Origin of the sequence: Synechocystis sp. LKSZ1, assembly GCF_040436315.1 — a bacterium.
In the GTDB taxonomy this organism is placed as follows: Bacteria; Cyanobacteriota; Cyanobacteriia; order Cyanobacteriales; family Microcystaceae; genus Synechocystis.
Window position 1 is genome coordinate 390,437 of the sequence record NZ_AP031572.1, and the last position, 24,968, is coordinate 415,404.

General features: G+C 51.0%; 25 protein-coding genes and 2 tRNA genes. 15 read left to right on the forward strand and 12 right to left on the reverse strand.

The window, feature by feature from the left end:
• Nucleotides 1-45 precede the first annotated feature (45 nt).
• Both ABXS88_RS01890 and ABXS88_RS01895 read left to right on the forward strand, forming a co-directional pair.
• A complete protein-coding gene (locus ABXS88_RS01890) occupies nucleotides 46-1,602 on the forward strand; it encodes an efflux RND transporter periplasmic adaptor subunit (protein ID WP_353673504.1) in 1,557 nt (518 codons plus the stop codon).
• 5 nt (nucleotides 1,603-1,607) lie between these two features.
• The gene (locus tag ABXS88_RS01895) at nucleotides 1,608-4,736 is read left to right on the forward strand and encodes an efflux RND transporter permease subunit (protein WP_353673505.1); all 3,129 of its coding nucleotides are present in this window, start codon (nucleotides 1,608-1,610) and stop codon (nucleotides 4,734-4,736) included.
• Here ABXS88_RS01895 and miaB read toward each other — a convergent pair.
• Nucleotides 4,733-6,103: a tRNA (N6-isopentenyl adenosine(37)-C2)-methylthiotransferase MiaB gene (gene miaB, locus ABXS88_RS01900; protein ID WP_353673506.1), complete on the reverse strand. Its 1,371-nt coding sequence runs from the start codon at nucleotides 6,101-6,103 to the stop codon at nucleotides 4,733-4,735. The two genes, ABXS88_RS01895 and miaB, sit on opposite strands and share 4 nt — an antisense overlap.
• Nucleotides 6,104-6,222: 119 nt before the next feature.
• Between miaB and ABXS88_RS01905 the strand changes: the two genes are divergently transcribed.
• Nucleotides 6,223-6,732, forward strand: coding sequence for a glutathione peroxidase (locus tag ABXS88_RS01905; protein WP_353673507.1), 510 nt, complete (start codon nucleotides 6,223-6,225; stop codon nucleotides 6,730-6,732).
• Nucleotides 6,733-6,842: 110 nt separating this feature from the next.
• Nucleotides 6,843-6,914: transfer RNA gene (locus ABXS88_RS01910), tRNA-Gln, on the forward strand.
• 10 nt (nucleotides 6,915-6,924) lie between these two features.
• Here the strand turns inward: ABXS88_RS01910 and ABXS88_RS01915 are convergent.
• Entirely contained in the window at nucleotides 6,925-7,236 is a 312-nt protein-coding gene (locus ABXS88_RS01915) for a hypothetical protein (protein ID WP_353673508.1), read from the reverse strand.
• Between the two features lie 230 nt (nucleotides 7,237-7,466).
• Between ABXS88_RS01915 and ABXS88_RS01920 the strand changes: the two genes are divergently transcribed.
• The 5 genes from ABXS88_RS01920 to ABXS88_RS01940 all read left to right on the forward strand — a co-directional run bounded on the left by ABXS88_RS01920 (nucleotide 7,467) and on the right by ABXS88_RS01940 (nucleotide 10,829).
• Entirely contained in the window at nucleotides 7,467-8,300 is an 834-nt protein-coding gene (locus ABXS88_RS01920) for a photosystem II manganese-stabilizing polypeptide (RefSeq protein ID WP_353673509.1), read from the forward strand.
• Nucleotides 8,301-8,649: 349 nt separating this feature from the next.
• On the forward strand, nucleotides 8,650-9,426 hold the full coding sequence (locus ABXS88_RS01925) for an RNA polymerase sigma factor SigF (RefSeq protein WP_353673510.1): 777 nt from the start codon (nucleotides 8,650-8,652) through the stop codon (nucleotides 9,424-9,426).
• 192 nt (nucleotides 9,427-9,618) lie between these two features.
• Entirely contained in the window at nucleotides 9,619-9,786 is a 168-nt protein-coding gene (gene tatA, locus ABXS88_RS01930) for a twin-arginine translocase TatA/TatE family subunit (protein WP_353673511.1), read from the forward strand.
• Between the two features lie 13 nt (nucleotides 9,787-9,799).
• A complete protein-coding gene (rsmD, locus tag ABXS88_RS01935; protein ID WP_353673512.1) occupies nucleotides 9,800-10,393 on the forward strand; it encodes a 16S rRNA (guanine(966)-N(2))-methyltransferase RsmD in 594 nt (197 codons plus the stop codon).
• A 97-nt stretch (nucleotides 10,394-10,490) separates the two neighbouring features.
• Nucleotides 10,491-10,829 (forward strand): P-II family nitrogen regulator, encoded by a 339-nt coding sequence (locus ABXS88_RS01940; RefSeq protein ID WP_353673513.1) that lies wholly within the window; start codon nucleotides 10,491-10,493, stop codon nucleotides 10,827-10,829.
• Between the two features lie 79 nt (nucleotides 10,830-10,908).
• Here ABXS88_RS01940 and rdgB read toward each other — a convergent pair whose 3' ends face one another.
• The 7 genes from rdgB to ABXS88_RS01975 all read right to left on the reverse strand — a co-directional run bounded on the left by rdgB (nucleotide 10,909) and on the right by ABXS88_RS01975 (nucleotide 16,864).
• Nucleotides 10,909-11,478, reverse strand: coding sequence for an RdgB/HAM1 family non-canonical purine NTP pyrophosphatase (gene rdgB / locus ABXS88_RS01945; protein ID WP_353673514.1), 570 nt, complete (start codon nucleotides 11,476-11,478; stop codon nucleotides 10,909-10,911).
• A 20-nt stretch (nucleotides 11,479-11,498) separates the two neighbouring features.
• Nucleotides 11,499-12,398 carry a 50S ribosomal protein L11 methyltransferase gene (prmA, locus tag ABXS88_RS01950; RefSeq protein WP_353673515.1) on the reverse strand — a complete coding sequence of 300 codons (900 nt, stop codon included), beginning with the start codon at nucleotides 12,396-12,398 and terminating at the stop codon, nucleotides 11,499-11,501.
• A 111-nt stretch (nucleotides 12,399-12,509) separates the two neighbouring features.
• Nucleotides 12,510-14,087, reverse strand: coding sequence for a phosphoglycerate dehydrogenase (serA, locus tag ABXS88_RS01955; RefSeq protein ID WP_353673516.1), 1,578 nt, complete (start codon nucleotides 14,085-14,087; stop codon nucleotides 12,510-12,512).
• Nucleotides 14,088-14,268: 181 nt separating this feature from the next.
• On the reverse strand, nucleotides 14,269-15,129 hold the full coding sequence (locus ABXS88_RS01960) for a mechanosensitive ion channel domain-containing protein (protein WP_353673517.1): 861 nt from the start codon (nucleotides 15,127-15,129) through the stop codon (nucleotides 14,269-14,271).
• A 220-nt stretch (nucleotides 15,130-15,349) separates the two neighbouring features.
• Nucleotides 15,350-15,420 (reverse strand) — tRNA-Gly (locus ABXS88_RS01965).
• A 53-nt stretch (nucleotides 15,421-15,473) separates the two neighbouring features.
• On the reverse strand, nucleotides 15,474-16,313 hold the full coding sequence (locus tag ABXS88_RS01970) for a CPBP family intramembrane glutamic endopeptidase (protein WP_353673518.1): 840 nt from the start codon (nucleotides 16,311-16,313) through the stop codon (nucleotides 15,474-15,476).
• Nucleotides 16,314-16,471: 158 nt separating this feature from the next.
• Nucleotides 16,472-16,864, reverse strand: coding sequence for an AbrB family transcriptional regulator (locus ABXS88_RS01975; RefSeq protein WP_353673519.1), 393 nt, complete (start codon nucleotides 16,862-16,864; stop codon nucleotides 16,472-16,474).
• A 452-nt stretch (nucleotides 16,865-17,316) separates the two neighbouring features.
• On the opposite strand from ABXS88_RS01975, the gene ABXS88_RS01980 reads away from it, so the two are divergent.
• The 3 genes from ABXS88_RS01980 to ABXS88_RS01990 all read left to right on the forward strand — a co-directional run bounded on the left by ABXS88_RS01980 (nucleotide 17,317) and on the right by ABXS88_RS01990 (nucleotide 20,627).
• Nucleotides 17,317-18,312 (forward strand): succinate dehydrogenase/fumarate reductase iron-sulfur subunit, encoded by a 996-nt coding sequence (locus ABXS88_RS01980; RefSeq protein ID WP_353673520.1) that lies wholly within the window; start codon nucleotides 17,317-17,319, stop codon nucleotides 18,310-18,312.
• Nucleotides 18,313-18,378: 66 nt separating this feature from the next.
• Nucleotides 18,379-19,056 (forward strand): uracil-DNA glycosylase family protein, encoded by a 678-nt coding sequence (locus ABXS88_RS01985; RefSeq protein ID WP_353673521.1) that lies wholly within the window; start codon nucleotides 18,379-18,381, stop codon nucleotides 19,054-19,056.
• Nucleotides 19,057-19,688: 632 nt separating this feature from the next.
• Nucleotides 19,689-20,627, forward strand: coding sequence for a septal ring lytic transglycosylase RlpA family protein (locus ABXS88_RS01990; protein ID WP_353673522.1), 939 nt, complete (start codon nucleotides 19,689-19,691; stop codon nucleotides 20,625-20,627).
• On the opposite strand, the gene cbiB is transcribed toward ABXS88_RS01990, so the two are convergent.
• Genes cbiB through ABXS88_RS02005 form a run of 3 tightly spaced genes read right to left on the reverse strand, consistent with a single transcriptional unit; the run spans nucleotide 20,621 to nucleotide 22,458 of the window.
• Nucleotides 20,621-21,601, reverse strand: coding sequence for an adenosylcobinamide-phosphate synthase CbiB (gene cbiB / locus ABXS88_RS01995; protein ID WP_353673523.1), 981 nt, complete (start codon nucleotides 21,599-21,601; stop codon nucleotides 20,621-20,623). The two genes, ABXS88_RS01990 and cbiB, sit on opposite strands and share 7 nt — an antisense overlap.
• Entirely contained in the window at nucleotides 21,598-22,005 is a 408-nt protein-coding gene (locus ABXS88_RS02000; protein WP_353673524.1) for a GFA family protein, read from the reverse strand. Before ABXS88_RS02000 ends, cbiB begins: the two co-directional genes overlap by 4 nt.
• Nucleotides 22,006-22,014: 9 nt before the next feature.
• The gene (locus ABXS88_RS02005; protein WP_353674759.1) at nucleotides 22,015-22,458 is read right to left on the reverse strand and encodes an RrF2 family transcriptional regulator; all 444 of its coding nucleotides are present in this window, start codon (nucleotides 22,456-22,458) and stop codon (nucleotides 22,015-22,017) included.
• Nucleotides 22,459-22,692: 234 nt separating this feature from the next.
• Between ABXS88_RS02005 and ABXS88_RS02010 the strand changes: the two genes are divergently transcribed.
• From ABXS88_RS02010 to ABXS88_RS02020, 3 genes are all read left to right on the forward strand, one after another.
• On the forward strand, nucleotides 22,693-23,085 hold the full coding sequence (locus ABXS88_RS02010; RefSeq protein ID WP_353673525.1) for an AbrB family transcriptional regulator: 393 nt from the start codon (nucleotides 22,693-22,695) through the stop codon (nucleotides 23,083-23,085).
• A 21-nt stretch (nucleotides 23,086-23,106) separates the two neighbouring features.
• Complete coding sequence (locus tag ABXS88_RS02015; protein WP_353673526.1) at nucleotides 23,107-23,916, forward strand: prepilin peptidase; 810 nt, start codon at nucleotides 23,107-23,109, stop codon at nucleotides 23,914-23,916.
• 87 nt (nucleotides 23,917-24,003) lie between these two features.
• Complete coding sequence (locus ABXS88_RS02020; RefSeq protein WP_353674760.1) at nucleotides 24,004-24,966, forward strand: undecaprenyl-diphosphate phosphatase; 963 nt, start codon at nucleotides 24,004-24,006, stop codon at nucleotides 24,964-24,966.
• Nucleotides 24,967-24,968 lie beyond the last annotated feature (2 nt).

Consider the following 24,968-nt stretch of genomic DNA (forward strand, 5'->3'; position numbering starts at 1 on the left):
TACTTGACAATTCTTAAATTTCCCCTGGCCTGCTGAGGAACTGCCATGACTCAACCCCAACTGATCGAAGCACCTGAGCCTTCAGAGGAACGATCCCCAGGAACTCTCGCAACTGCCCTGCCATCAGCTAAGCTGACTCGTCACTGGCTTAAGGGCCTACTACTGATTCTCTTATTAGGAGGTGGCGGTGCCGGTTACTGGTGGTTTAGTCAGTCCCAGGCTCGGCCGGGGGCCGGGCCGATGATAGCTGGCCCGCGGGCAGTACCCGTGAAATGGCAAGTCCTCGAACCTAAACCCGTGGAGCAAGCAACGGTTTTGGTCGGCACCCTAGAGGCCAATCGGGCCTCGAATATTACCTCTGAGGTAGATGGGCGCATCAGCCAAATTTTGGTGCAAGAAGGAGAAGCTGTCACCGCAGGGCAGGAGATTATACATCTAGACAGTGAGACTCTTCAGGCAGAATTAACCCAGGCACGGGCGGCCCTAGCGCGGAATCAGGCCGCCTTGGCAGAGCTTAAAGCAGGTACCCGCCGAGAAGACATTGCCGAAGCTCAGGCTACGCTCCAGCAGTCCCAGGCTCGTTTGGCCAATGCCAAGGGCGGTAGTAGTCCTGAGGCCATTGCCCAGGCCCAGGCCCAACTGAATGCCGCTAAAGCCACAGCAGAATTGGCCAGTAGTCGTGTCCAGCGCTATAAAAACCTGCGGGATGAAGGGGTGATTCCCCTCGATACCTACGACCAACAGGTCAAGGAACAACGCCAGACCTTGGCAGAAGTACAATCGGCCCAGCGTCGTCTCTCGGAACTGAAAAAGGAACGTGGGTCGGAGCTAGAGCAATTAACAGCCGAGGTAGAGCAGCAACGCCAGAATTTAACCCGACTGAAAAATGGCCCCCGGCCCGAAGATATTGCCCAGGCCCAGGCCCAAGTAGCCGAATCCTTAGCACGGATTAGATCTGTTGAAGTACAACTGGCCAAGCTCAAGATTACGGCGCCCTTTGCCGGTACTATCGGCTACATTCCCGCTAAGGTTGGTAACTACGTCCAGGCCGGAGACCGTCTCACCACCATTACTGAAAATCAAGATATTGATCTGAATCTATCCGTTCCCCTCGGCCAGGCGGGGCAATTACATCGGGGCCTACCGGTAGAAATCCTTGATAGTCAAAATCAACCTTTGGCCAAGGGCCGCATTAGCTTTATTTCGCCCAATGTGAACAACGAGGCCCAGACCGTTCTGGCTCGGGCTAGCTTTAGCAATGCCAAGCGTCAGCTGCTCAACCAGCAATTAGTACAAGCTAAGATTGTCTGGAATCAAGGCCAAGGTTTACTAGTGCCCGCGACAGCTATTGCTCGGGTGGGAGGAGAAACCTTTATTTACTTAGCCCAATCCGTGCCCGATAAAAAAACAGGGAAACCCCAACTGGTGGCGGTACAAAAAGCAGTCCAATTGGGCGCGCTCCAGGGTAACGACTACCAAGTAGTGGAGGGCGTTCAGGCTGGGGCAAAAGTCATTACCTCTGGTCTGCTCAACCTCCAGGACGGTGTTCCTATTATGGAAGCCGGTAAACCATTACCCCCTGCCGGGCCAGGGAAGGGTTAAGTCTTATGTTCGTTGATTTTTTTATTAAGCGCCCGGTTTTTTCAAGCGTTTGTGCTCTGCTGATTCTACTGGTGGGCCTGATCAGCTTGGTAAATTTGCCCGTTGCCCAATTCCCCGAAGTAGCCCCAACGGAGATCCAAGTCACCTCCAACTACCGTGGGGCTAGTGCGGAAGTGGTGGAAAAGGCCGTGACCGACATTTTGGAACGACAAATTAACGGAGCACAAGGCCTGCGCTATATTTCCTCTACCAGTAGCAACGACGGTACGAGCAGTATTAGCGTCATTTTCGACCGGGAGCGAGATAAAGACATTGCCGCGGTGGATGTCCAAAACCGCGTTTCTCTAGCAGAGCCCCAACTCCCCGATGCAGTGAAACGGACGGGGATTAATGTCAATAAACAATCTACCAGTCTGCTGTTAGGGATTGGCCTGTTTAGCCCCAATGGCAAGTACGACAATGTTTTCCTAAGTAACTACGCCGACCGCTATCTAGTAGACCCGATCAAGCGAATTAAAGGGGTGGGGGGGGTTCGTATTTTTGGGGAACGCCTCTACGCCATGCGCCTCTGGATTGACCCCCTGCGCCTAGCCAGCCAGGGCCTAACCGTGGCCGACATTAGCCAGGCCCTGGAAGAACAAAATATTCAAGTGGGGGCCGGTAAAATTGGGTCAGAACCGGTTCCCAAGGGCCAGGAGTATCAGATTGATCTACGGGCTACTAGCCAACTCACCAGCGTAGAAGAATTTGAAAATCTGATCCTCAAAACTGGTGAGAATGGACTAATCGTGCGCCTTAAGGATGTGGGACGAGCGGAATTGGGGGCTCAAAATTACGATAGTTTTCTGCGTTATAAAGGTAAAGAGGCCGTCGGTCTGGGCATTTATCAGCTGATTGATAGTAATGCTTTAGAAGTGGCTGGCTTGGTGAAACAGGAAATGGTGCGCTTATCGGCTAATTTTCCGCCGGATATGACCTACCAAGTGGCCTTTGACACCACCGATTTTGTGAAGGAATCTCTGAATGAAGTAGTTCATAACCTGGTTGTGGCCGTCATTCTCGTGGTGCTAATTATTCTGCTGTTCTTGCAGGACTGGCGAACGACTCTAATTCCGGCCCTAACTATTCCCCTATCCCTGATTGGCACCTTTGCCTTTGTTAAAGTTTTCAATTTCTCCATCAATAGCTTGACCCTCTTTGGCCTGACTCTAGCCACAGGGATGGTAGTGGATGATGCCATCATTGTGGTGGAGCAGATCAGCCGTGTGATTCAAAGCCAGGGCCAAGAAGCCAAAGCCGCAGCCAGCCAGGCGATGAAAGAATTATCCAGTGCGGTTATTGCTACTTCATTAGTACTAATGGCGGTGTTTGTCCCCGTGGCTTTTTTTCCAGGAACGACGGGGGCTCTCTACCAACAATTTGCCCTGACCATTGCTTTTTCGATCACGATTTCCACCTTCTTGGCCCTGACCCTGACCCCCTCCCTTTGTGGACTACTCCTGCGGCAAGGGCAACATGCACCCCCTTGGATTAGTTGGCTGTTTGATGGGTTTAATCATTTCCTCGATAAGCTAACCCAGGCCTACCGCCAAATCCTCTACGGTCTAGTTAAGCTCAAACTCATTATCCTTGGCCTCTTTGCCGCGTTATTGGTCTTCACGGTCTGGCTCTATATGGTAGTCCCCACCGCCTTTTTACCCGACGAAGATCAAGGGTATTTTATTACTATTATTCAAGGGCCCCAAGGTGTCTCTCTCCAGTACACCAGTGATGTCATCGCCAAAGTGGAAAAGGAACTCCTGCAGTTACCAGAAACAGCGGCCACCTTTGCTGTGGGAGGCTTTAGTTTTAGCGGTAATAGCGCCAACCAGGGTATTATTTTTACTCGTCTTACCCCTTGGGCAGAACGCAAGGCCCCAAATCAATCAGTACAGGCTCTGATCGGCCAGATGTTTGGCAAATTTTCCCAAATTCCCGAGGCCCTTATCTTGCCCGTTAATCCCCCGGCCATTCGCGGCCTGGGCAGTTTTGGTGGTTTTAATTTTCAACTCCAGGATCTCCGGGTGAATGGCGACCTGGGTTCCCTGGTACAGACCATGGGCCAACTGCTGGGGGCTGCCAATCAAAACCCCAATCTCCAGCGGGTGTTTAGTACCTTCCAAGCCAACAGTCCCCAGCTGTTGATCGAAGTCAATCGTAATAAAGCTAAAACCCTCGGCGTCGGCGTGGACGATATTTTCCGAACCTTGGAAACGGCCCTCGGCTCAGCCTACGTCAATGATTTTATTCTGCAAGACCGCACCTATCGAGTTTATCTGCAAGCTGACCAACAATTCCGTGATAATCCTGAAGATATCGGGAAACTTTACGTTCGCAGTCAAAAAAACCAAATGATTCCCCTGACCAATTTGGTCCAAATTACCCCCACCGTGGGGGCCCAAACCATTAACCACTACAATCTCTTCCGGGCTATTGCCATCAACGGCTCTTCTGCACCAGGCGTAAGCTCCGGCAAAGCCGTCGAAACCATGGAGACGATCAGTAAACAAATTCTGCCACCGGGCTTTGGCTACGAATGGTCGGGTACCTCTCTTGAGGAAATCGAATCCCAGGGCCAAGCGCCGATTATTTTTGGTCTGGGGTTACTCTTTGTTTTTTTAGTACTGGCAGCTCAGTACGAGAATTACGTCGATCCAGTCATTATTATGTTGGCGGTTCCCCTGGCCATCATGGGGGCCTTGGTGGCCCAAACCCTGCGGGGGTTTCCCAACGATATTTATTGCCAGATCGGTTTGGTCATGCTGATTGGCCTAGCCAGCAAAAACTCGATCCTGATCGTGGAATTTGCCAACCAACTACGAGCTGAGGGTTTGCCGATTGTCAAAGCAGCGGTGGAAGCTGCCCAGACACGCCTGCGACCCATTCTAATGACGGCCCTTTCCACCCTCCTAGGGATTTTTCCGCTAATGATTGCAACGGGGGCCGGGGCCGGCAGTCGTCAGACCCTAGGGACAGCGGTCTTTGGGGGGATGTTAATCGCTACTTTTCTGAGCTTATTTCTGGTGCCCATTCTTTACATTGGCATCAAAGGGGCTATGGCCAAACTTCTACCGCCGAAGGTCGAAGCCTCCTAGGCCAGGGCCAAGGACTGGGGGACAGTAACCACTGCTTCCCCGGTGAGACTAAAGGCCCGCACTTCCGTGATGCTCACCGGTACAATCTGGCCCCGGAATTGCTCAATATTACCGGGGAAAAAGGTGAGACGGTTGCCCCGGGTTCGTCCCATCACCTGCCGGGGGTCTTTGCTATTTTGTTCCTCCACCAGCACGTCTTCCACTCGTCCCAGGTAGCGCTGGGAACGTTCCGCCGCCGTGAGGGCCACCAGATGATTTAAGCGTTGCAGTCGGTCGGCCTTGACCTCCTCCGAGAGTTGATTGTCCCAGAGGGCCGCCGGAGTGCCTGGCCGGGGAGAATAGGCCGCCGTATTCAACAGATCAAAACCAATTTCCTCCACCACGCGCAGGGTATTTTCAAACTGGGCCTCCGTTTCTCCCGGAAAGCCGACGATCACATCGGCACTGATGGCGGCATCAGGCATGTAGGCACGAATCTTATCGATAATTTGGCGGTAGCGCTCAATGGTATAGCCCCGCTTCATGGCTTTAAGGATGTCGTTATCCCCCGACTGGAAGGGAATATGGAAATGCTCACAGACCTTGGGCAATTCCTGACAGGCCTTAATTAATCGCTCGGTGAAGTAACGGGGGTGGCTGGTAGCAAAGCGAATCCGTTCAATACCATCAATATCGTGAACAAAGTAGAGCAGATCCGTGAGGGTGTGTAAATGGCGGCCCGTTTCCGTCACCCCCGGCAGATCCCGACCGTAGGCATCAATATTTTGGCCTAGCAAGGTCACTTCTTTATACCCTTGTTGGGCCAGGGCTTCCATCTCGGCTCGGATGGCCCCCGGTGGGCGGGATTGCTCGACGCCCCGCACATTGGGCACCACGCAGTAGCTACAGCGTTCGTTACAGCCATAGATCACATTTACCCAGGCCGTGACGGCACTATCCCGACGAGGCTTGGTAATATCCTCCATGATGTGGACAGCCTCCGTGGCCACCACCTGATTGCCGGCAAAGACTTGTTCCAACAAATCCCCCAGGCGGTTAGCGTGCTGGGGCCCCATGACCAGATCCAATTCCGGTACACGGCGGAGCAACTGTTCTCCCTCCTGCTGGGCCACACAACCCGCCACAATGAGGGTCAAGTCTGGTTTCTCCTGTTTCCGTTTAGCTTGGCGGCCGAGGTAGGAATAGACTTTTTGTTCGGCATTATCACGAATCGTGCAGGTGTTGTAGAGAATTAAATCCGCTTGGTTGGGGTCTTCCGACCAGGCCATGCCCAGGCCTTCTAAAATTCCGGCCATCCGCTCCGAGTCAGCTTTATTCATCTGACAGCCAAAGGTGGTGATGTGGTAGCGGCGGGGAACAGGGGTCATGGCTAACCGTTAAATGTCTTAATAAAGTCCAGTCTAGTATTGTAGCAAGGAATTTCCAGGGAGCTTGGCCCCCATCTGCGTTAGATTAAGTGTAAAGTTTTGTTACGAGCTTCTCTCCTATGACCACCTCTACAACGCCCTCGATCTACGATTTCACCGTCAATACCTTGGCGGGACAACCCATTGCCCTCAGTACTTTTAAAGGTAAAGTTCTACTGATTGTTAATACCGCTAGTCAGTGTGGCTTCACCCCCCAATACGCTGGTCTGCAAGCCCTCTACGAAAAATGTGCTGCCCAAGGCCTCGAAATTCTAGGATTTCCCTGCAATCAGTTTGGTCAACAAGAACCGGGTTCCGCCCAAGACATCCAAACCTTCTGCACCAGTCGCTACGGTGTCAGCTTTCCTCTCTTTGAAAAAATTGAGGTCAATGGCCCCAGCGCCCATCCCCTCTATCAGTTCTTGACCCGTTCTAAACCGGGCCTGGGTATTCCAGGCTTGATGGCCTCGGAAGCAATCAAATGGAACTTCACTAAGTTTTTAGTAAACCGCCAAGGTCAGGTGGTGCAACGTTACGCCTCCATGGCTAAGCCAGAAGAGCTCGAAAAAGATATTCAGGCCCTGCTCTAGGCTAATAACGAGGGGCTGGGATCGGGGGGAATCCGGGCTGTCTGAAAAAAATCCCCCCAAACCTTGACAACATCCCGGTAGCTGTAGTTAAAATTATTAAGGTTCGTCGATGGGGCGTAGCCAAGCGGTAAGGCAGCGGGTTTTGGTCCCGCCATTCCTAGGTTCGAATCCTAGCGCCCCAGTTAATCACAGTCAATCCTTTTCGGATTCGGAGTGATGTTCCCAAGCTTCCCTATAGCGTTCCAATAGGGTCTGTAGTTTGCCCCTTTCAATATAGGGCCAGCCGCCGCTTTCTTCCACATCTCGCAAAAAAGCATAGAGGTCATGGCGGGTGTTGGGGAGCGAAGGCTCAAATAACTCAGTACGAATTTGTCTATGCAGTTGTTCTAGAGTTCTCAAAAGGGCCAGAAGACGGTCACTATCGGGATGGTAGGATTGCGCTAGAGCTTCGACGAGGTTGACCAGGGATTGTAACTCTTGTTCAGTATTGTGCGTACTTGCCATGGAAGACCCTTGAAAACAGTGGTATGGAATTAGCCCTCCATCAAAGAAGAGCGCAGGACACCAGAATTCTCCCACAGAGGACGCAGGAAGGTAACGAAAGTTTGCTAGAGTAGATCCCGATAACAACAGCCGCATTTGTCCTTTTAAATTATAGTTTGCAATATTGCGTAAGACTTATCGGGACAAGGCTCTATTTAATTTAATCTGAGATTGACCAAGCGAGGTTAACCATGAGGTTTCGTGTATCCATCGTTGCCTTTCTATCGATATGTCTAGGGATTCTTACTTTTTTAAGTGCGGGATCGGCCTTAGCCGTCGATAAAAGCCAACTCACCTATGATGATATTTTGAATACGGGATTAGCTAACTCCTGCCCTGAGATCTCCTCCTTTAGCCGAGGAACGATCCCGGTGGAGCCCAATAGCTCCTACGTCGTCTCCGACTTTTGCATGGAGCCGACTCAGTTTTTTGTCAAAGAAGAACCTTTAAACAAACGTCAGGAAGCTGAATTTGTCGAAGGAAAACTCCTCACTCGCTATACGACTAGCCTAGAACAAATCCGGGGTTCTATTGCGGTTGGTGCCGATGGTGTTCTGACCTTTAAAGAAAAAGATGGTATTGATTTTCAACCCATCACAGTACTCTTACCCGGTGGCGAAGAAGTCCCCTTCTTTTTCACCATCAAGAGTTTTGTCGGTAAAACAGAACCCGGCTTCACCTCCATTAATAGCTCTACGGATTTTGTAGGTTCCGTCAAGGTGCCTTCCTATCGTGGTGCTGGCTTCCTCGATCCCAAGGCTCGGGGGGTTTATACCGGTTATGATAATGCTGTTGCCTTACCTGCTTCTGCCGATAGTAAGGAGTTGCAACGCACCAATGTTAAACAAACTCCCATTGGCAAAGGCACCCTTTCCCTACAAGTAACCCAAGTCGATGGCGCAACGGGGGAAATCGGGGGCATTTTTGAAAGCATTCAACCCTCTGATACCGACCTTGGGGCCAAGGATCCTGTGGACGTTAAGATTCGTGGTATTTTCTACGCTCGGGTTGGAGCCAAAGTCTAGGCTTGTTGGTTACTCTGTAACTGGGTAATTTTTGGGGCAATCGCCCCTTTTTTATTGAGTTTTATATTTGTTTTAGAAAGGCATCGGAATAGGCCCGCTATAATTTGTTTAGACGCCTGTGACAGTATTACGGATATTGACAAATAGGCGGGGAATCACTGAGTGCAAATACGGAAATGCCAGAATGTCTTTTTGGGTATTCTAGATGAATTTTCCCTTGTGCTGAGGTGAATCATTGCGTAGAGTAAAGGATGCTGGTTTGTACCCCTGAATCCCCTGAATATTACGACCTTGTCCGCTCACTGCGACTTTTAATAGTTCTTCCTGCCTTTAACCCTTAAGCACTATTATGTCCCCTTCCATCAAAGAATCCCTCAAGTTAGAAACCCTGAATTTGCTCAAGCAGTATCGGGTTTCAGCTAGCACAGGCCTCCGCAATCAAATCATGGAACTCAATCTAGGATTGGTGCGAAAGGAAGCTTACCACTGGGTCGGACAATGTGGTGAAAATTATGAAGACCTGGTGCAGGTGGGCTGTATGGGGTTGATTCGGGCCATTGAACGATTTGATGTGGAAAAGGGCCACGCTTTTAGCTCCTTTGCCATCCCCTACATCCGGGGAGAAATTCAACATTTCCTGCGAGATAAGGGCCATTGTGTTCGTATTCCCCGACGCTGGTTAGAGTTAGGACAACAGGCCATGGTGGAACAACAAAAATTCCGAACCCTATTCCAACGGCCGGCAACGGATGGAGAAATAGCTCAAATTCTGGAAATTTCCCTGGCGGAATGGCAGGAAATCAAGCTGGCTTTTCAAAACCGGGAACCCCTGAGTCTGGATGTTAAGGTAAGTTCCGAGGAAGATTGTCAACTCAACCTGGGAGACTGTTTGTCGGATCATGAATTTCGCAGTTTCCAACTGAGCCAAGAAGACCAAATTCGCCTCCAGCAGGCCCTGGCCCAACTGGAAGAGCGCACCCGGCGGATCCTCGAATTTGTCTTTCTGCACGACCTCACCCAACGGGAAACGGCAGAGGAGCTGGGCATTAGCGTGATTACGGTGTCTCGTCGCCTGAAAAAAGGCCTACAGGTGTTAAAAAAATCCTTACTGACGGAAATTTTTTGAGCTCTATCGCGACTTAGAGTCTTGCTTTAGTAAAAAGTCGAATTCAGTGCAGTCTGTGCTAAGGCCCAGATATTCACTAAATCTGAACCCCGATTGAGGCTGTCTTGAAGACTGGGTAAGGCCCGCAGAACGCCCTAAACCGATAGACTAAGATTACTTGGACTTAATAGGCGTTAGGGCGCAGAAAATCCGATGTTTGGACTCGGCTGGACGGAAGTGGTATTGATTCTTCTTGCGGTGTTATTGATCTTTGGACCCAAAAAATTGCCGGAAATTGGCGCAGCCCTCGGCAAGACGCTGCGGGGATTTAAGGAAGAAATTCAGCCCGATACCCAAACCCCGGAGGAAGAAGACCACTAAGTCTTAGTTGGCTATGCGCATCTATGGTAATCGTCTCCTCAAGACTTTGCCTGGCCCCCTGACCCGCCCGACAACAGGAAAAGTCCGCACCGCCGTCTTTAATATTTGGCAGGGCCCGTTTGGGGGTCAATCCTGGCTCGACCTCTGTGCCGGCAATGGTTCCATGGGCGCAGAGGCCCTCTGTCGAGGTATCCATCATGTTGTGGGCATTGAACAGTCTGGTAAAGCCTGTGCCCTGATTCAGGCCAATTGGCAAAAAGTGGCCCGACCGGAGCAATCTTTCCAGGTGTTACGGGGGGATATTCTTAAAATTCTTCCTAGCTTAGCCGGTCAACAATTCGACTGGATCTATTTTGACCCGCCCTACGCCAGTGATTTGTATTTACCCGTTTTAACCCTGGTCGCCGAGCACAAACTCCTGGCCCCGGCAGGTGAAATGGCAGTAGAACACGATGTCCAATCCCCTCCCCCTATCGGTATTGGGCCACTAAAACAATGTCGGCAAAAACGTTACGGCAAGACGGGGGTCAGTTTCTATGACTGGGGAGTGGCTGATGAGGGCCCTTTCCATAACAATAGCCAACCGCTAGAGACACCTTTGACGTGAAGAATGTACCTATTGTTACAAAAAGTTGCCCATCTAAAGTGTTAGAAAATGACAGGATAAAATCAGTGTAAAGCTTATTAGAAGAGGAGTAACCAACTTGAAAAAGGTAGAAGCGATTATCCGGCCCTTCAAATTAGATGAAGTTAAAATCGCCCTTGTGAATGCGGGAATCGTTGGGATGACCGTTTCCGAGGTACGGGGTTTTGGTCGTCAAAAGGGCCAAACGGAGCGTTATCGTGGTTCCGAATACACAGTTGAGTTTCTCCAAAAACTCAAGATCGAAATTGTCGTTGAGGATGACCAGGTCGATATGGTAGTGGATAAACTTATTTCCGCTGCCCGTACTGGTGAAATCGGAGATGGAAAAATCTTCGTCAGCCCCGTCGATTCCGTCATCCGTATTCGGACTGGGGAAAAAAACCTGGAGGCCATTTAGGCCAATTTTGGCAACGGATATCAGGGATGGCTTGGGCAACCAGCCATCTTTGTTTTAGAGCAGTTATGGCCCATGGGAATTATCCCCTCGGCCATTGGGTTAGCAGTTTGGCAAAGGCCCGGCCTCGATGGCTGATGTGGTGTTTCATTTCTGGACTCATTTCGGCAAAGGTTTGACCCACTTCGGGCACATAAAAAATAGGATCATAGCCAAAGCCTCCCTGGCCCTGGGCTTGGTAAAGAATTTCCCCAACGCAAATGCCCTCACTTTCGGCAGCAATGGTGCCATCGGGGCGGGCGATAGCAATGGCGCAAACAAATTGAGCCGTTCGTTCTGGGCTGGGGCCTAGTTCCTGGAGTAGCCGTTCAATCCGGGCCAGATCGCTAGGGCCATAGCGAGCGGAATAGAGGCCTGGCGCACCGTTGAGGGCCTTGACTTCCAAGCCTGAGTCATCCGCAATAGCCCATTGGCCGAGGCCCTGCGCCACCTGGCTGGCCTTGAGACAGGCATTGGCCCGGAAAGTCGTCCCCGTTTCCTCAATCTCTAACGTCGTAGGCTTGAGGCGGAGTTCGCATTCTAGACCCGTCAAGTAGCCCTGCATTTCCAGCAATTTGCCAGGATTACTCGTCGCCACAATCAAAGTTTTCATCACCATTGGCCCTGGGGTAATTAGAGGGAATCGGTACGTCGAATCTGGAAACAGCACCAGTTTTGGCGCTTCCAGAGGGCTGCAATATCCCAGCCGTTTTGTTCTAGGCTATCCGCCACCGCCTGGGTTTGTTCCAACAAAATACCACTGAGAATGGCCCAGCCATCAGGTTTAACCAGGGTTGTGAATTCCGGCAATAACTCGATAATGACATCGGCCAAGATATTGCAGACGAGGCCGTCAACGCCCTCAGGTACGAGGGTTTTTAGTTCAGCCACACTGCCTTGATTAATCACCAAGGCATCGGGATGGATGTGGTTCAAGTGACGATTTTCCCGCGCTGAGGCCACCGCAAGGGGGTCGTTATCGACGGCATAGACCTTTTGGGCCCCGAGCAAAACGGCCCCAATCGATAAAATACCTGAGCCGCAACCCACATCGGCCAAGGTTAGGGCCGCGTTATCCAGAGCCAGACGCATTTCTAGCGACTCCAGACACAACTGGGTGGTGGGATGGGTGCCAGTACCAAAGGCAACCCCTGGGTCTAGGCGCAGAACCAGGCGGTCTATTTCCGAGGGGGGCTCTAGCCAGGCGGGATAAATAATAAGTCGATCCCCAATTTCCGTGGGTTGCCAATACTGCTTCCAGCTACTCGACCAATCTTCCTCATCAATTAATTTCCAGTGTAGAAGGGGCTGGGGTAGACCCACGATCACGGCGTCCTGTTGTAGCCAGAGGGCCAGGGCGGCCAAATCGAGCAATTGGGCTTTGGACTGGGGCAGATAGGCCCGAATCATTAATGAGGCCCCTTGATTTTCCGTTGCTGTGCCGGAACAGCCAAAGCGGTTTAATCGCCAAAAAACCGACTCCTCCAAATGGGGATGGCATAACACCTGAATTTCCCACCAGCTATTGGCCATGATCTTTCCAGTGATGAAACGGAGTGAAAAGGGAAAAGCCCGTGATGTCCCGAAGCCGTCCCTTTCCACCTCTGGTTACTTGCTGATCTATATCCGAAAATGGGGCAAAAATCAAAGTTTCACAATGTAGGCATCGCGAATCCCCGGCACTTTGATAATTTCTGCCAAGAGGCCCTCTGGCAGGGGGTCATCTAAGCTGAGGGCCATGACCGCATCTCCCCGCACAATTTTGCGTCCCACCTGCATACTGGCGATGTTGACATTGAAACTGCCCAGGAGGGAGCCAATTTTGCCAATAATACCCGGCATATCGCGGTGCAGAGTAAAGAGCATGTAGTTGCTGGGGGGGACGTTGAGGGGGAAGCCATCGACATCCGTAATCCGAATTTCGCCATTGCTGAGCAGAACGCCCGTCGCAGAATGTTCTCCCATCGATCCCGTGGCCTGGAGATGCAGGGAGCCGGAATAGTCACGGATGGCCGCATCACGAGTTTCAATCACACGGATGCCCCGTTCCTTGGCCTCTAGGGCCGCATTGACGTAATTAACGCGTTCGCGCAGGGCCTGGGAGAGGAGGCCTTTGATGGAGGCCACCACGATCGGCTGACCCACGTTTTCGGCCAGATCGCCCTGTAGACGTACGGTGAGTTGCTCGATCCGGCCCCCGGCTAATTGGCCGACCAAGGTACCCAGGGTTTCGGCAAGCTGGAGGTAGGGGCGTAGCTTCTCCATCACATCGGGGGTGAGACCGGGGATATTGACCGCAGAACGCGCCGGCAGGCCCAATAGCACATCCCGAATTTGTTCTGCTACATCGATGGAAACATTCACCTGGGCTTCAGCGGTGGATGCGCCGAGGTGGGGGGTTAGGATCACGTTGCTAAACTCGCGCAGACGGGATTCTCCCAAGGGTTCTTCGTTGAAAACATCCAGGGCCGCTCCGGCAATTTGGCCCGCTTCAATGGCAGCGGCCAGGGCCGCTTCGTCAATAATGCCTCCCCGAGAACAGTTAATTAGCCGAGCCGTCGGTTTCATTTTGGCCAGGGTTTCGGCGTTGATCAGGTTAGTGGTCTCCGGGGTTTTGGGGATATGAAGCGTAATAAAGTCAGACTCAGAAAATAGTAAATCTAAGTCAACCAGGGTACAGCCCAATTGGTCAGCCCGCTCCTTAGAGATAAAGGGGTCGTAGGCCAAGAGTTTCATGCCCATGGACTTGGCAACGGTAGCCACATGAGAACCAATCTTGCCGAGACCCACAACGCCTAGGGTTTTTTTGTAGACTTCTGTGCCGATAAAACGCTTCCGGTCCCATTGGCCCGCTTTTACGGACTGATTGGCATCAGGAATGTGGCGTGCGAGGGCCATCATCATGGCCAGGGCATGTTCTGCCGCCGCAATGGTATTGCCTTCGGGCGAATTAACCACAACAATGCCCTGACGGGTGGCCGCTGGGACATCAATATTATCTACCCCGACACCGGCCCGGCCAATAATCTTGAGTTGCGTGCCCGCTTCAATGATGGGCCGAGTGACCTTTGTCCCCGACCGCAACATCATGGCATCGTACTCAGGAATGATTTTGATAATCTCCGCTTCCGGCAGGCCCGTTTTGATATCGACTTGGGCGACTTGCTGAAGAATATTAATACCAACTTGATCGATGGGGTCAGAGACCAGAATTTTGGCCATAGTATTAAATTTAATGCACTAAACATAACAAAAATAAACATTACCGAAAAAAGGGAGGTAAATCTAGACCCCCCTCTCAAACCAGGGCTATTTATTCCCCAGATCTAAACACTTCCTGACATTGTTAGACCCGATGGAAGCAAGGCCGGCTTAAGCGTGAGCAATGGTGGCAGAGAAACCGTTAGCTTAAGGCCGAGCCCGCAATCACCCGGACTTCCCGTTGGGGGAAGGGAATGGAGATACCTGCCGCCGTTAGACGTTTTTTGGCCTGCTCGGTCAGGGCAAACAGAACGGCAAAATAATCATCGGGAATCACCCAGGCCCGCAGGGTTAAATGGATAGCGCTGTCGCCCAACTCTGTCACCAAAACCTCCGGGGCCGGTTCCTGGAGTAATCGACTTTCCTGCTGGAGGAGATGGATCAAAATATCCTTTGCCTGATCCAGGTTGTCATCGTAGCCAATGCCCACCACCAGATCAATGCGTCGTTGCTGGGAGCGGGAATAATTTTTAATCACCCGGTTCCAAAGGTTCGCATTGGGAACTTCCTGGTAAACCCCCTCAAAGGTCGTCATGCGAGTGGTAAACAAGCCAATTTCATCCACTGTCCCGGCAATGCCGTCGGCATCAATGTAATCTCCGACATTAAACGGCCGGAGAAACAGCAACATAATTCCAGAGGCAATGTTCGTCAGTGTTCCCTGGAGAGCTAAACCAATCGCCAGAGTGGCACCACCGAGAATCGTAATAATACTAGCCGTTTGAACACCGAATTCTGCCAATACCGCAATGATGGCAAGAAGTAGTATGCCGTAGCGGACTAACTCCGCCAGTAGGGGCTTAAGGGTATTATCAATGCGCTGGAAACGTCGGAGGTATTTAGTCGTTTGGCGGCGAGCCCAGTTGGAAAGCATCCAACCGAGAATAATAACAATCAGGGCATGGATAATTTGTTGTCCATAACTAATGAGCAAGGACAGCCAATTGTCTTTGTTAAATTGTGCGAAGGAGAAGATAGCAAAAACTTGAGCTTGAGGTTGCATTGTCTTTGGCCTCATGATAATGGCGTCAGGCTAGGGTTTACAGCACCAGAGATATTAACGATCTCACCCCAACTGACGTTGGTACGGAATGAACTAGTCTTTGTTCACATAGTTACCGTGCAGGATTTTCACCGATCTGTCAAGCTGTCATTACAAATAAGAGCAAATGTACCGCAATGAGCGCGGGGGAGGAGAATGGGAGAGGTTGACCGATGATAGAAGCGGGTGGGGGGAATCGAACCCCCATCATTAGCTTGGAAGGCTAAGGTTTTACCACTAAACTACACCCGCAAATTCAAGCCTTGACTAGGATAGCACATTTTATTTTCTAAGCCCACAGGAATTTAAAAAGTCGGGTACCAAGGGGCCTGGGGAAATAACCACCAGAGGGCAACCCCCGTCATGCCGAGACACAGTAGGCCGGCCACGCCGGCTAGGGGCTGATTGCCTTTACCCAGTAACCAATTACCCTCCTGAGAAGGATAGTGCAGTAATTGAGCGGCATCCAAGGAGGCTAGACCAAACACCCAAGCACTGTGGAGCCCCCAAGCAATCCCCAAGCCACCGTCATCAACCCCCCGGGCCATGGCCAAGACCATCCCCATCAGCCATAAACCTGGTAGTTGAGGCAGGGTCAGGGGACGCTCCCAGAAAAGATGGAGCAAAGCAAACAGCAGACTAATGAGCACGGCAGAACCAAGACCAGACCCGTTTTGACTAAGCTGGGTCAAAAATAGGCCCCGAAAAATAAATTCTTCAGTTAGACCAATCCAGAGGGAGAGCAGGGCCAAGGGAACCAACAAACGCCACCACTGGCCCCAACCCTCGCCACGCCACTGAATCCAGCCGCCGATGGTTTCTAGACCAAAAACAAGGGCTAAACTTCCTAGACCCAACAGCCAACCCAGACCCAGAGAGGAAGCCAACGGAGGCTGCCATTGCCAACCATAGTCCGATAAGGGTCGGCCCTCCCAATGAATCATGACCCAGAGCACCAGGGGAGCCAAGCAGTAGAGAGAGGCGACTAAAGGCAGTTTTTGGAATGGCAAAGTTCCCTGACGAGGGTGCCATTGTAATCGTCGCCCTAATACGACGGCTATCGGCAACCACAGTAGGCCCCAGAGCAGTAGAAATAGGAGGATTTTCAATCCAGGAATCACAAGAACTTGAAAACTAAGTGCCATGGCAATGGTGTATCGAAGGAAGACGGAGTAAGTACTTTCGTATGATATTCTTGAACCTATTAAGGTATCCCTGGGGCTATTAATAGAAAGAGGGAGATACTTTAACTTTAAGCATCTCCCAATTCAAGCCAAGACATAGAAAAGATTGAATTACCGCACTACTCTTCTTCTATGCTGATCTCACCGTTGCTGTCCACTTGCTTCAAATGAATATGTTTGTAGCCCAGCTTAATTTCAAACTCATCACCTGATTTCAAGCCCATTTGCTCAGTGTAGGTGGAGCCGATGACTATTTGTCCATTTTTATGGACACTGACACGAAAGGTCGGCTCACGTCCTCGACCATCTTTGACTCCCCCTGGTTCTAGGGGAACACCTCTTGCAGCAAGGACTGCATCGTAGAAGTCAGTCAAATTGACACGGATTTGACCGTCTTTCGTCTTAGAGTAGTAGCCGCAAGCTTTCGCTGTTTCACGGCGGGGCATTTGCGCACACTCTCTGACTTTTTGTAAGAGTGCTTTGCCGCTTAAAGGGATAGCTGTTTCAGGCATAAGGCAAAAAAAATCCTTAATTGTTGGGGAGCGATCTTTAATCTTAGGGAGAATTGATCATATTCAAAATATAGCACCAAATCCTATCTGAAATCAAAACAATAGGAATTTTTAAGTTGTTGAAGCCGATGTCATTGTAGGTAGCAAAGGGGTCTAAGTCTATCGGTTTCCCTGACATTTCCGTCTCTGCTTTATCGGGAATTTGTCATATTGGAGGAGCGAACAGGGCCAAGATTGTTGGCGCTACAAAAGAATCCCTCCGAGACGACTAGCATGAACCCTGGGAAGCCTAAAAGATTGGGCTTCTCTCCCCTCTGCAAGGGAGCTAAAACAAAAAACACCAGGGGCCAGTTGACAAGTTTCTTAAATTTTTGGAGTTCCTGAGAAGGGTCGTTTTAGACTGGTAGAGGTGTTCCTGCTTCCCTTTTCTCCAGGGACGTCCCCCAACGGCTATGCAAGTTCAATTTCAGGTGCTACGTCAGACCACTGGCGATGCCCCCCGCTGGCAAACCTACTCTCTAGAAGTGGAGCCGGGGGCCACGATTTTAGATTGCCTCAATCGTTTGAAATGGGAGCAAGATGGCAGTCTGGCCTTTCGCAAAAATTGCCGTAATACGATCTGTGGAAGCTGTAGTATCCGTATCAATGGCAGGGCGGCCCTGGCCTGTAAGGAAAGTGTCGGTCAAGAATTGACGAATGGGTTGGTCGATCCCAGCCAGGCCGTCCCAACGATTACTCTGGCCCCCCTCGGTAACTTACCCGTTATCACGGATCTAGTGGTCAATATGCAGCCGTTTTGGGAGGACTTGAACCGCATTACTCCCTACGTCCAGCCGACCGCATCGGCCCTGTCCGAACGAGAATTTTTGCAAAGTCCTCAGGAGCGTGACCAGTTGAATCAGACGGGCAACTGCATTCTCTGCGGGGCCTGTTATTCCGACTGTAATGGTAAAACCGCTAATCCTCATTTTGTTGGCCCCCATGCCCTGGCTAAGGCCCAACGTCTGCTGGGGGATAGTCGGGATAGCCAGCGAGAACATCGTCTTGCAGACTACAGTCAGGGAACGGAAGGCGTCTGGGGCTGTACTCGCTGTTATTGGTGTAATACGGTTTGTCCCATGGCCGTCGCCCCCATGGATCAAATTGGTCAGATTAAGCAACAAATTCTCCAACGCCAAACAGCCCAGGCCAGTCGTCCGGTTCGGCACCGTAAAGTACTCGTCGATTTGGTCAAAGCAGGGGGCTGGGTGGATGAACGGAAATTCGGTCTTCAGGTGGTGGGCAATTACTTCCGGGATCTACGGGGAATTGCTAGTATTTTGCCCCTCGGCCTACGGATGCTAAGCCGGGGGAAATTTCCCCTCTCCTTTGAGCCTTCGACGGGAACCTCAGTGGTGCGTCATCTGATTGAACAGGTGCAAGGGGCCACCTCTCCGCCCCGTCCCTAGGCCCCGTGGAGATAGTACCGGGGGTGTATGCTAAGCTACGGATCGCCTTTCCCCTCTTAACTTTTCATGTCCGATCTTGCTGGCCTGCTACATCAAATTCGTCAAGAAGCGGAACGCCAAGAATTCCCCCTAGACCTGCCGGTATATCAATCGGCTCGTAAGGATGCGCTGACGCCCATTCTCTACGCTGGTAATCTGAAAAGTCAGCTTTGTTTTTTTGGGCGGGACCTAGGACGTGATGAAGTTCACGCTGGCCAGCCGTTGATTGGTGCCGCTGGTACCTTGGTGCGAGAAGGCTTTTTTCAGGCTTGGTACGGCCGCAAGGCCAAGAATCGTGCTGAATTAAATAGTGTCTGTGACCGCTTGTTGCTGACCAATACCGTTCCCTACAAGCCACCGGGAAATAAGGCCTACGCCCCGGAGGTCAAGGAACGTTTTCGTCCCTTTATTGAACAGTTGCTGGTGATCCATTGGCGGGGAAAACAGATTATTACCCTCGGTACTGAGGCCTTCAAATGGTTCACTCCCTACGGACGTAAAGGGGAGGTCAATGACTTCTTCAGTCGAGAAGACCGGTTTTCAAGTCATTTAAATGTTACGCTGACTGCCCAAGATGAACAGGGCCTCCTTCACCAACGCCTCGTCAGCCTGATGCCCCTGCCGCATCCTTCGCCTCTGAACCAACGTTACTACGCTCAATTTCCACAAATGTTACAAAATCGATTGAATGACGTGGCCTTTTAGTCGGTTGATCAACGCCAATTCCTCCCTTCTGATAATCTGAAGTGAGCACTTTGATTAGAAATTCTAATATTAAGCGAGGGTAATGGGGATGAACCGACCCTGTTAATAGGCCTATTCTGATTATTTTTTTTAATGTTTTTAGCAAAATTTGATTAAACTTCCAGGAAATCCATTCAAACACGCAGGCCTCAAAATACATCTTCTTATCGTAGAATTACGGAGATCCGCACAGTTCTCTTGGAAAGAGGGGGTTACGCCTAAGCGGGAAAAAAGGTCATTCCATCAGGATCGCTCTCCCTCATTGGCCCCAATATGGGCTTAGAACCCTCTAGCCGAATACAGCAAATATTTAAAAACTTCTCATCTTCTTTCAAAGCAAGGGTTGATGTCAAGACAATTTTGAAAATCTTATCTATTGATGATTGATAAATAAGAAGTCACAGGATTTCTACTCAGATCAGCATGTTAGTCTGTGACAGTTCGTAAATCGCACTTTGGTTGTTAACAACTTCTTTGTGAACCGTTCTCTGTAGTGAATTCCGATGCTAGGCCCTGGGTCTGGCGTTGTTACCCCTTTGTTCTAACCCTGTTTTCTTGGTTTGAATTCCCTACACCAACTAACACAAATGCTTATGAAGAAATTTTTTGTTAAGGGGTTAACCCTCTCCGTTTTAACCGCGCTGAGTACCCCCCTGCTTCTCGGTAACAGCCAACAGGCTCTTTGGGCTTCTAGTCTAGAAGCCGCCACTACCTCGCCGACCATTACAACAGCGGATCCGGCACCCGCTAAAGTTCTAGACCCCCGTGCGTCTGAAAAGAACCTCACAAGTTTAGCTTCCTTTGCTCAGGCTGATGGCAGATTTGCCGTCATTCTACGTCTACGGGATATTCCCGTGATCACCTTCCTGGGGTCAACGGCCGAATTAACCGCCTTTAGCGCTGGCCAACCCCTCGTAACAACCGATAGCGCCATGGGACGTGCCCAGGCCGTAGCCAAGCAACTAGAGCAACTCGCTCAACAGCCCGATTTTGATGCCCAGGCAATTCAAGTCCGCCGTGGCCCTGGCAAAACCAACTATCAAATCAGCTATCAGCAACAGGTTTTGGTCACCCTCGATGGTCAGACCTTCCTACCGGGCCAAACCCGTAACCTTGGCCAGAATGCCCTACAAATGGCTAATCGCTTGCGTCGTCTCTTGGGGGATGCTCCTCCCTTGGCCCAAATCGCCCCAACGCAACCCCAGACGCTGGTGGGCCAGGCGGGTAGCTCAATCCGTCGCCTTAAAAGCGGGGTAGCCTCTTGGTATGGACCCGGTTTCCATGGTCGTCGGACGGCCAACGGTGAACGCTTCAATCAAAATGACCTCACAGCCGCCCATCGTAGCCTCCCCTTTGGAACTCGAGTACGGGTTACCAACCTTCGCAATGGCCAATCAGTAGTTGTCCGGATTAATGACCGGGGCCCTTTTTCCCAAGGCCGGGTAATTGACCTTTCGACCCAGGCCGCTCGCCTCATCGGAGTCCATAGCAGTGGCGTTGCTCCCGTCGCCTTGGACATCCTATCTCAATAGGCTAAGAGTAGTCGCGCTAGCGTAGCGAAACTCAACCATAGTAACAAGCAAGTCCGACTCAGGTACAAGGCCTGGCGGACTTTTTCCGCACTAGGGAGATTTACTGGATCTCCCAGTAGGGGTTTTTCTTTAGGGATACCTTGATAGGTGTTCACTCCCCCTAGTTGGATGTTGAGAATAGCGGCATAGACACATTCACTCCAGCCGGAGTTGGGGCTAGGATCCTGAGGGGCATCCCGGCAACACAGGGCCAGAACTTGACGGGGCCGGCCGGACCAGAGGGCCAGCGTCAGAACCGTTAAGCGACAGGGGAACCAGGTTAAATAATCTTCAAGACGAGCACTACACCAGCCCAAATCGGTGTAGGGTTCCCGACGATAACCCACCATCGAATCTAACGTGCTGGCGGCCTTGTAGGCCAGGGTAAGAGGCAGAGGGCCAACGCCGGGTAAACCAGCGCCAAGGATGGCATAGAACAGTGGGGCGGTTGCGCCATCAACGGTATTCTCGGCAATGCTTTCTAAGGTGGCCCGTAAAATTTCTGTTTCTGTCAGGTGCTCAGTGTCCCGGCCGACGAAATAGCTCAGTCGTTGACGTGCCAGTTCTAGATTGCCTAACGCCAGGGCCGAGAGGACGTCTTCAGCCGCCAGGGCCAAACTACGCCCGGCAAAACAACTAGCCAAGCCGATGATTTGTAGTAGTAAAGCTAGGGCAGGGGAGAATTGATCAAGGCCCCATAGGGCTATCCACGCGAGGCCGCCGGTGCCACCAATTATAGTGACGGCAAGGACAATACCCGCTAAACGTCTTGGGCTAGGACGTCGAAACCAGCGTAGAAATAATTGACTGAGGCCCTGGATACCCCAACCAATCACCTGAACGGGATGGAGCCAGGCTTGAGGATCTGCCAACCAATAGTCCAGGCCCGCCGCCGCCACTAATACCCCGAGGGAAGACCAATGGGCGGGAATCATAGCCTAGGTCTTTTTTCCCGGAGGGAGGAGATATTGTCTTCCCAGTTTTCGCCATCAAAGTCTTCAATTTCAAACTGGTCTTCTAGGGGCCCATCTAGACAATGAACATTCACATCAATTTTGTCAGGATGAGAACGGGGCGAATAAAAGGCATGAATACCACAGAAACGGCAGAAACGGTGCTGAGCCGTGTGGGTATTGAAGGTATAGGTCGTCAGGGCATCCTGACCTTGGAGGAGGGTAAATTGGGCCGGCGCCACAATCAGATGTAAAAATCCTTTTTTACGACAAATCGAGCAATTGCAACGGATGGCCCGATGCTCTGAAATGGTGACTTGAAAACGCACTGCTCCACAATGACAGCCTCCGAAGTAGGTATGGCTCTGGGTCTGGCAATTATTCATAGATTTTCCCTAAATGATGAAGTTAGCTTTCTCTCCCTGGGCCGCTTGCCAGCTGCGGGCATCATAATATAAATCGGCCAGAGTAATTGTGTAGAGCGCTTTCATGAATTTAAGGTGAAGCTGTTGCCAAAGGCTATGGGTCACCCAATCTTCTGCCTGACTTTCATGGGCAGGGGTCTGGGGAAACGGCTCTATCGTTTCGCCAACGGCCTCTAGAATCTGTCCCACGGAAATCTGCTGGGGAGGGTAGGCAAGCTGGTAACCCCCTTGAACTCCCCGTAGGGCCTGGACTAAACCAGCCCGCCGCATTTCTATCAGTAACTTTTCCAAATAAGGGGCGGGTAAATCTTGGCGCTCGGCAATGGCTTTGACGGAGGTCGGCCCATAGTTGGGCTGTAGACTCAGATCCAGTAGCGCCTTGACACTATAGTGACTTTTTGTAGTTAATTTCATGCTTTTAATTTCCGGCAGGCCCTGGTCAGCATTATCTCCAGCGAAGTAGAAGTTAGGAAGACAGACCACAGACTTTGTTTTAAAATTTTAGGGATGACGCAATCATTATTGCTGACGCCGTGTAAGATAGAAAAGTAGAGAAACCAAGGAAGATCATAAGCTTTTTGAGTGGTGTTCCGATGACCTCTCTATCCTAGCAATCTAGCAAACTAAAATTACTCAACGGCAATATTAATGGCTAAAACAATCACTGTGACTAAACCCCTGACTGGCTTTGAGTTACTGGAAAAAGTCAGAGAACTAGGCACCTTAAGCAAAGAAGAAAAAGCTAAGGCCTGTGGCTATATCACCATCACAAAAAGGGGAGTTCCTCGGGTCAATATGATGAAATTTCTCAATGCCTTAATTGATGCTGAGGGCATTGAATTAGATAGCACTCTGGGCGGTCAGGGCCGGGGCGGCCGCTCAGCCAGTTACCGCATTAGTGTCCAATCCAACGGCAATTTGTTAATTGGTTCTGCTTACACTAAAAAGATGAATCTGGTACCGGGGGATGAATTTGAAATTACGCTGGGACGTAAACATATTCATCTGAAACAGGTCGGGGCTACCGACGACGAGGAGTAAACCAACCTCCTCCCATCGGTTATGGCATCATTACTAGACTACGTTGCCTTTGCCTTGGTGCTTGCCTTGGGTTGTGCCATTGGCAGTTTTTTAAACGTAGTGGTTTATCGTTTACCAGCCGGTCTTTCCCTACTCTATCCCCCCTCCCGTTGTCCCCGTTGCCTCCATCGCTTAGGTAAAACCGAAAATGTCCCTGTCCTGGGGTGGCTCTGGCTTCGAGGACAGTGTCGTTGGTGTCGGACGGCAATTTCCCCCCGCTATCCTCTGGTAGAAGCTCTGACGGGAGGCCTTTTTATGCTGATTTTTGGGTATTTTGGCTGGACTTGGCAAACCCCTGGCTACTGGCTCTTAACCAGTTTCCTGATTGTATTGACGCTAATCGATTGGGATACGATGACCCTACCCAGTGTATTAACGAAGTCGGGACTCGTGCTGGGTATTGTCTTTCAGACTAGTTGGGGCTGGTTCCAGGGCCAAGGCTTAGAGGGCTTCTGGCAGGCAATCCTTGGTGCCCTTGTCGGTTTATGGCTGTTTGATGGCATTCGTCTGGGGGGGACGCTATGCCTCAACCAGGAGGCGATGGGAGATGGCGACCCAAAACTTGCCGCGATGCTGGGGGCCTGGCTGGGTTGGCCCCTCCTGCTGGTCGCCAGTTTTTTGGCCTGTGTTTCGGGGGCCCTGGCCGGTGGTCTGGGGATGGCCAGTGGCTGGCTGAAGTGGCGCCAAGGTTTTCCCTTCGGCCCCTTTTTAGCCTTGGGGGGTCTGGGCAGTTTACTCTGGGGAGCACAACTGCTACAGCTATATCGCCAGGTTTTTCTACTACCCCTATGAGCCTAGGATAACTGTCCAGGGATAGAGGAATCGGCAACTGAATCAGCTAAGATCTTTGAGATCTTCCCGATGGACTTCCTCTACCTGATGTCTTCTCGTAAGCTTAATTTTTTGAGTGCCGTTGGCCTCACCGTGGCTATCACACTTTTTTTTCACCAAGCCTGGGTTGCCGCCCAACCCTTGCCTCCCGCCGTCTCTACGGGCCTTTCTCCCCAGATAGATTGGTTCCAGGCCATTATTTTAGGAGTCGTACAGGGCCTAACGGAATTTCTTCCCATCAGTAGCACCGCTCACCTGAAGGTCATTCCTATTGCTCTCGGTTGGGGAGATCCTGGTGTAGCTTATACCGCTGTCATTCAGTTGGGAAGTATTGTGGCGGTTATCGGTTACTTCTGGGCCGATTTAAGCCAAATTAGTCGGGGTATGGTGAAAGCAATCCAAACTCAGCAATACGATTCCCTCGAATTTAAGCTGGCCCTCGGCATTGGTATCGGCACTCTCCCCATTGTCATTGACGGTCTACTACTGAAGCTTTTTGTACCGGATTTTGATAACTCCCCCCTACGGAGTTTAACCACTATTGCGTTGGCTTCGATTGTCATGGCTTTATTATTGGCCCTGGCTGAAAAAGTCGGTTCCCATCGTCGTCCCTTCAAACGATTACGCTGGCAGGATGGCCTGGTCATGGGTTTGGCCCAATCGTTAGCCCTAATTCCTGGGGTCTCCCGCTCTGGCTCTACCCTAACAGCGGGTCTGTTTATTAATCTAGAACGGGCCGCGGCCGCCCGTTTTTCTTTTCTGCTAGGGATTCCAGCTATCGTGCTCGCAGGGCTGGTGGAATTACGAGACGTGCTGAAAACTGGAATTTCCAGTGAAGTTCTTTTCCCCTTGGTGATTGGGGTGATTTCCGCCACGATCTTTTCCTATCTGGCCATTGCCTGGTTAATTCAGTTCTTGCAAAAACGAAGTACTTGGGTGTTCGTTTGGTATCGTCTCGTCTTTGGTGTCGTCATTCTCTTGTTTGTTGGTTTTAATCGTGCTCCGGCCTAAGC

What these genes read in the sequence shown, in the direction of transcription:
- ABXS88_RS01890 (WP_353673504.1), top strand. Translation starts at nt 46, where the DNA reads ATGACTCAACCCCAACTGATCGAAGCACCTGAGCCTTCAGAGGAACGA.
- ABXS88_RS01895 (WP_353673505.1), top strand. Translation starts at nt 1,608, where the DNA reads ATGTTCGTTGATTTTTTTATTAAGCGCCCGGTTTTTTCAAGCGTTTGT.
- miaB (WP_353673506.1), bottom strand. Translation starts at nt 6,103, where the DNA reads ATGACCCCTGTTCCCCGCCGCTACCACATCACCACCTTTGGCTGTCAG.
- ABXS88_RS01905 (WP_353673507.1), top strand. Translation starts at nt 6,223, where the DNA reads ATGACCACCTCTACAACGCCCTCGATCTACGATTTCACCGTCAATACC.
- ABXS88_RS01915 (WP_353673508.1), bottom strand. Translation starts at nt 7,236, where the DNA reads ATGGCAAGTACGCACAATACTGAACAAGAGTTACAATCCCTGGTCAAC.
- ABXS88_RS01920 (WP_353673509.1), top strand. Translation starts at nt 7,467, where the DNA reads ATGAGGTTTCGTGTATCCATCGTTGCCTTTCTATCGATATGTCTAGGG.
- ABXS88_RS01925 (WP_353673510.1), top strand. Translation starts at nt 8,650, where the DNA reads ATGTCCCCTTCCATCAAAGAATCCCTCAAGTTAGAAACCCTGAATTTG.
- tatA (WP_353673511.1), top strand. Translation starts at nt 9,619, where the DNA reads ATGTTTGGACTCGGCTGGACGGAAGTGGTATTGATTCTTCTTGCGGTG.
- rsmD (WP_353673512.1), top strand. Translation starts at nt 9,800, where the DNA reads ATGCGCATCTATGGTAATCGTCTCCTCAAGACTTTGCCTGGCCCCCTG.
- rdgB (WP_353673514.1), bottom strand. Translation starts at nt 11,478, where the DNA reads ATGAAAACTTTGATTGTGGCGACGAGTAATCCTGGCAAATTGCTGGAA.
- prmA (WP_353673515.1), bottom strand. Translation starts at nt 12,398, where the DNA reads ATGGCCAATAGCTGGTGGGAAATTCAGGTGTTATGCCATCCCCATTTG.
- serA (WP_353673516.1), bottom strand. Translation starts at nt 14,087, where the DNA reads ATGGCCAAAATTCTGGTCTCTGACCCCATCGATCAAGTTGGTATTAAT.
- ABXS88_RS01960 (WP_353673517.1), bottom strand. Translation starts at nt 15,129, where the DNA reads ATGCAACCTCAAGCTCAAGTTTTTGCTATCTTCTCCTTCGCACAATTT.
- ABXS88_RS01970 (WP_353673518.1), bottom strand. Translation starts at nt 16,313, where the DNA reads ATGGCACTTAGTTTTCAAGTTCTTGTGATTCCTGGATTGAAAATCCTC.
- ABXS88_RS01975 (WP_353673519.1), bottom strand. Translation starts at nt 16,864, where the DNA reads ATGCCTGAAACAGCTATCCCTTTAAGCGGCAAAGCACTCTTACAAAAA.
- ABXS88_RS01980 (WP_353673520.1), top strand. Translation starts at nt 17,317, where the DNA reads ATGCAAGTTCAATTTCAGGTGCTACGTCAGACCACTGGCGATGCCCCC.
- ABXS88_RS01985 (WP_353673521.1), top strand. Translation starts at nt 18,379, where the DNA reads ATGTCCGATCTTGCTGGCCTGCTACATCAAATTCGTCAAGAAGCGGAA.
- ABXS88_RS01990 (WP_353673522.1), top strand. Translation starts at nt 19,689, where the DNA reads ATGAAGAAATTTTTTGTTAAGGGGTTAACCCTCTCCGTTTTAACCGCG.
- cbiB (WP_353673523.1), bottom strand. Translation starts at nt 21,601, where the DNA reads ATGATTCCCGCCCATTGGTCTTCCCTCGGGGTATTAGTGGCGGCGGCG.
- ABXS88_RS02000 (WP_353673524.1), bottom strand. Translation starts at nt 22,005, where the DNA reads ATGAATAATTGCCAGACCCAGAGCCATACCTACTTCGGAGGCTGTCAT.
- ABXS88_RS02005 (WP_353674759.1), bottom strand. Translation starts at nt 22,458, where the DNA reads ATGAAATTAACTACAAAAAGTCACTATAGTGTCAAGGCGCTACTGGAT.
- ABXS88_RS02010 (WP_353673525.1), top strand. Translation starts at nt 22,693, where the DNA reads ATGGCTAAAACAATCACTGTGACTAAACCCCTGACTGGCTTTGAGTTA.
- ABXS88_RS02015 (WP_353673526.1), top strand. Translation starts at nt 23,107, where the DNA reads ATGGCATCATTACTAGACTACGTTGCCTTTGCCTTGGTGCTTGCCTTG.
- ABXS88_RS02020 (WP_353674760.1), top strand. Translation starts at nt 24,004, where the DNA reads ATGTCTTCTCGTAAGCTTAATTTTTTGAGTGCCGTTGGCCTCACCGTG.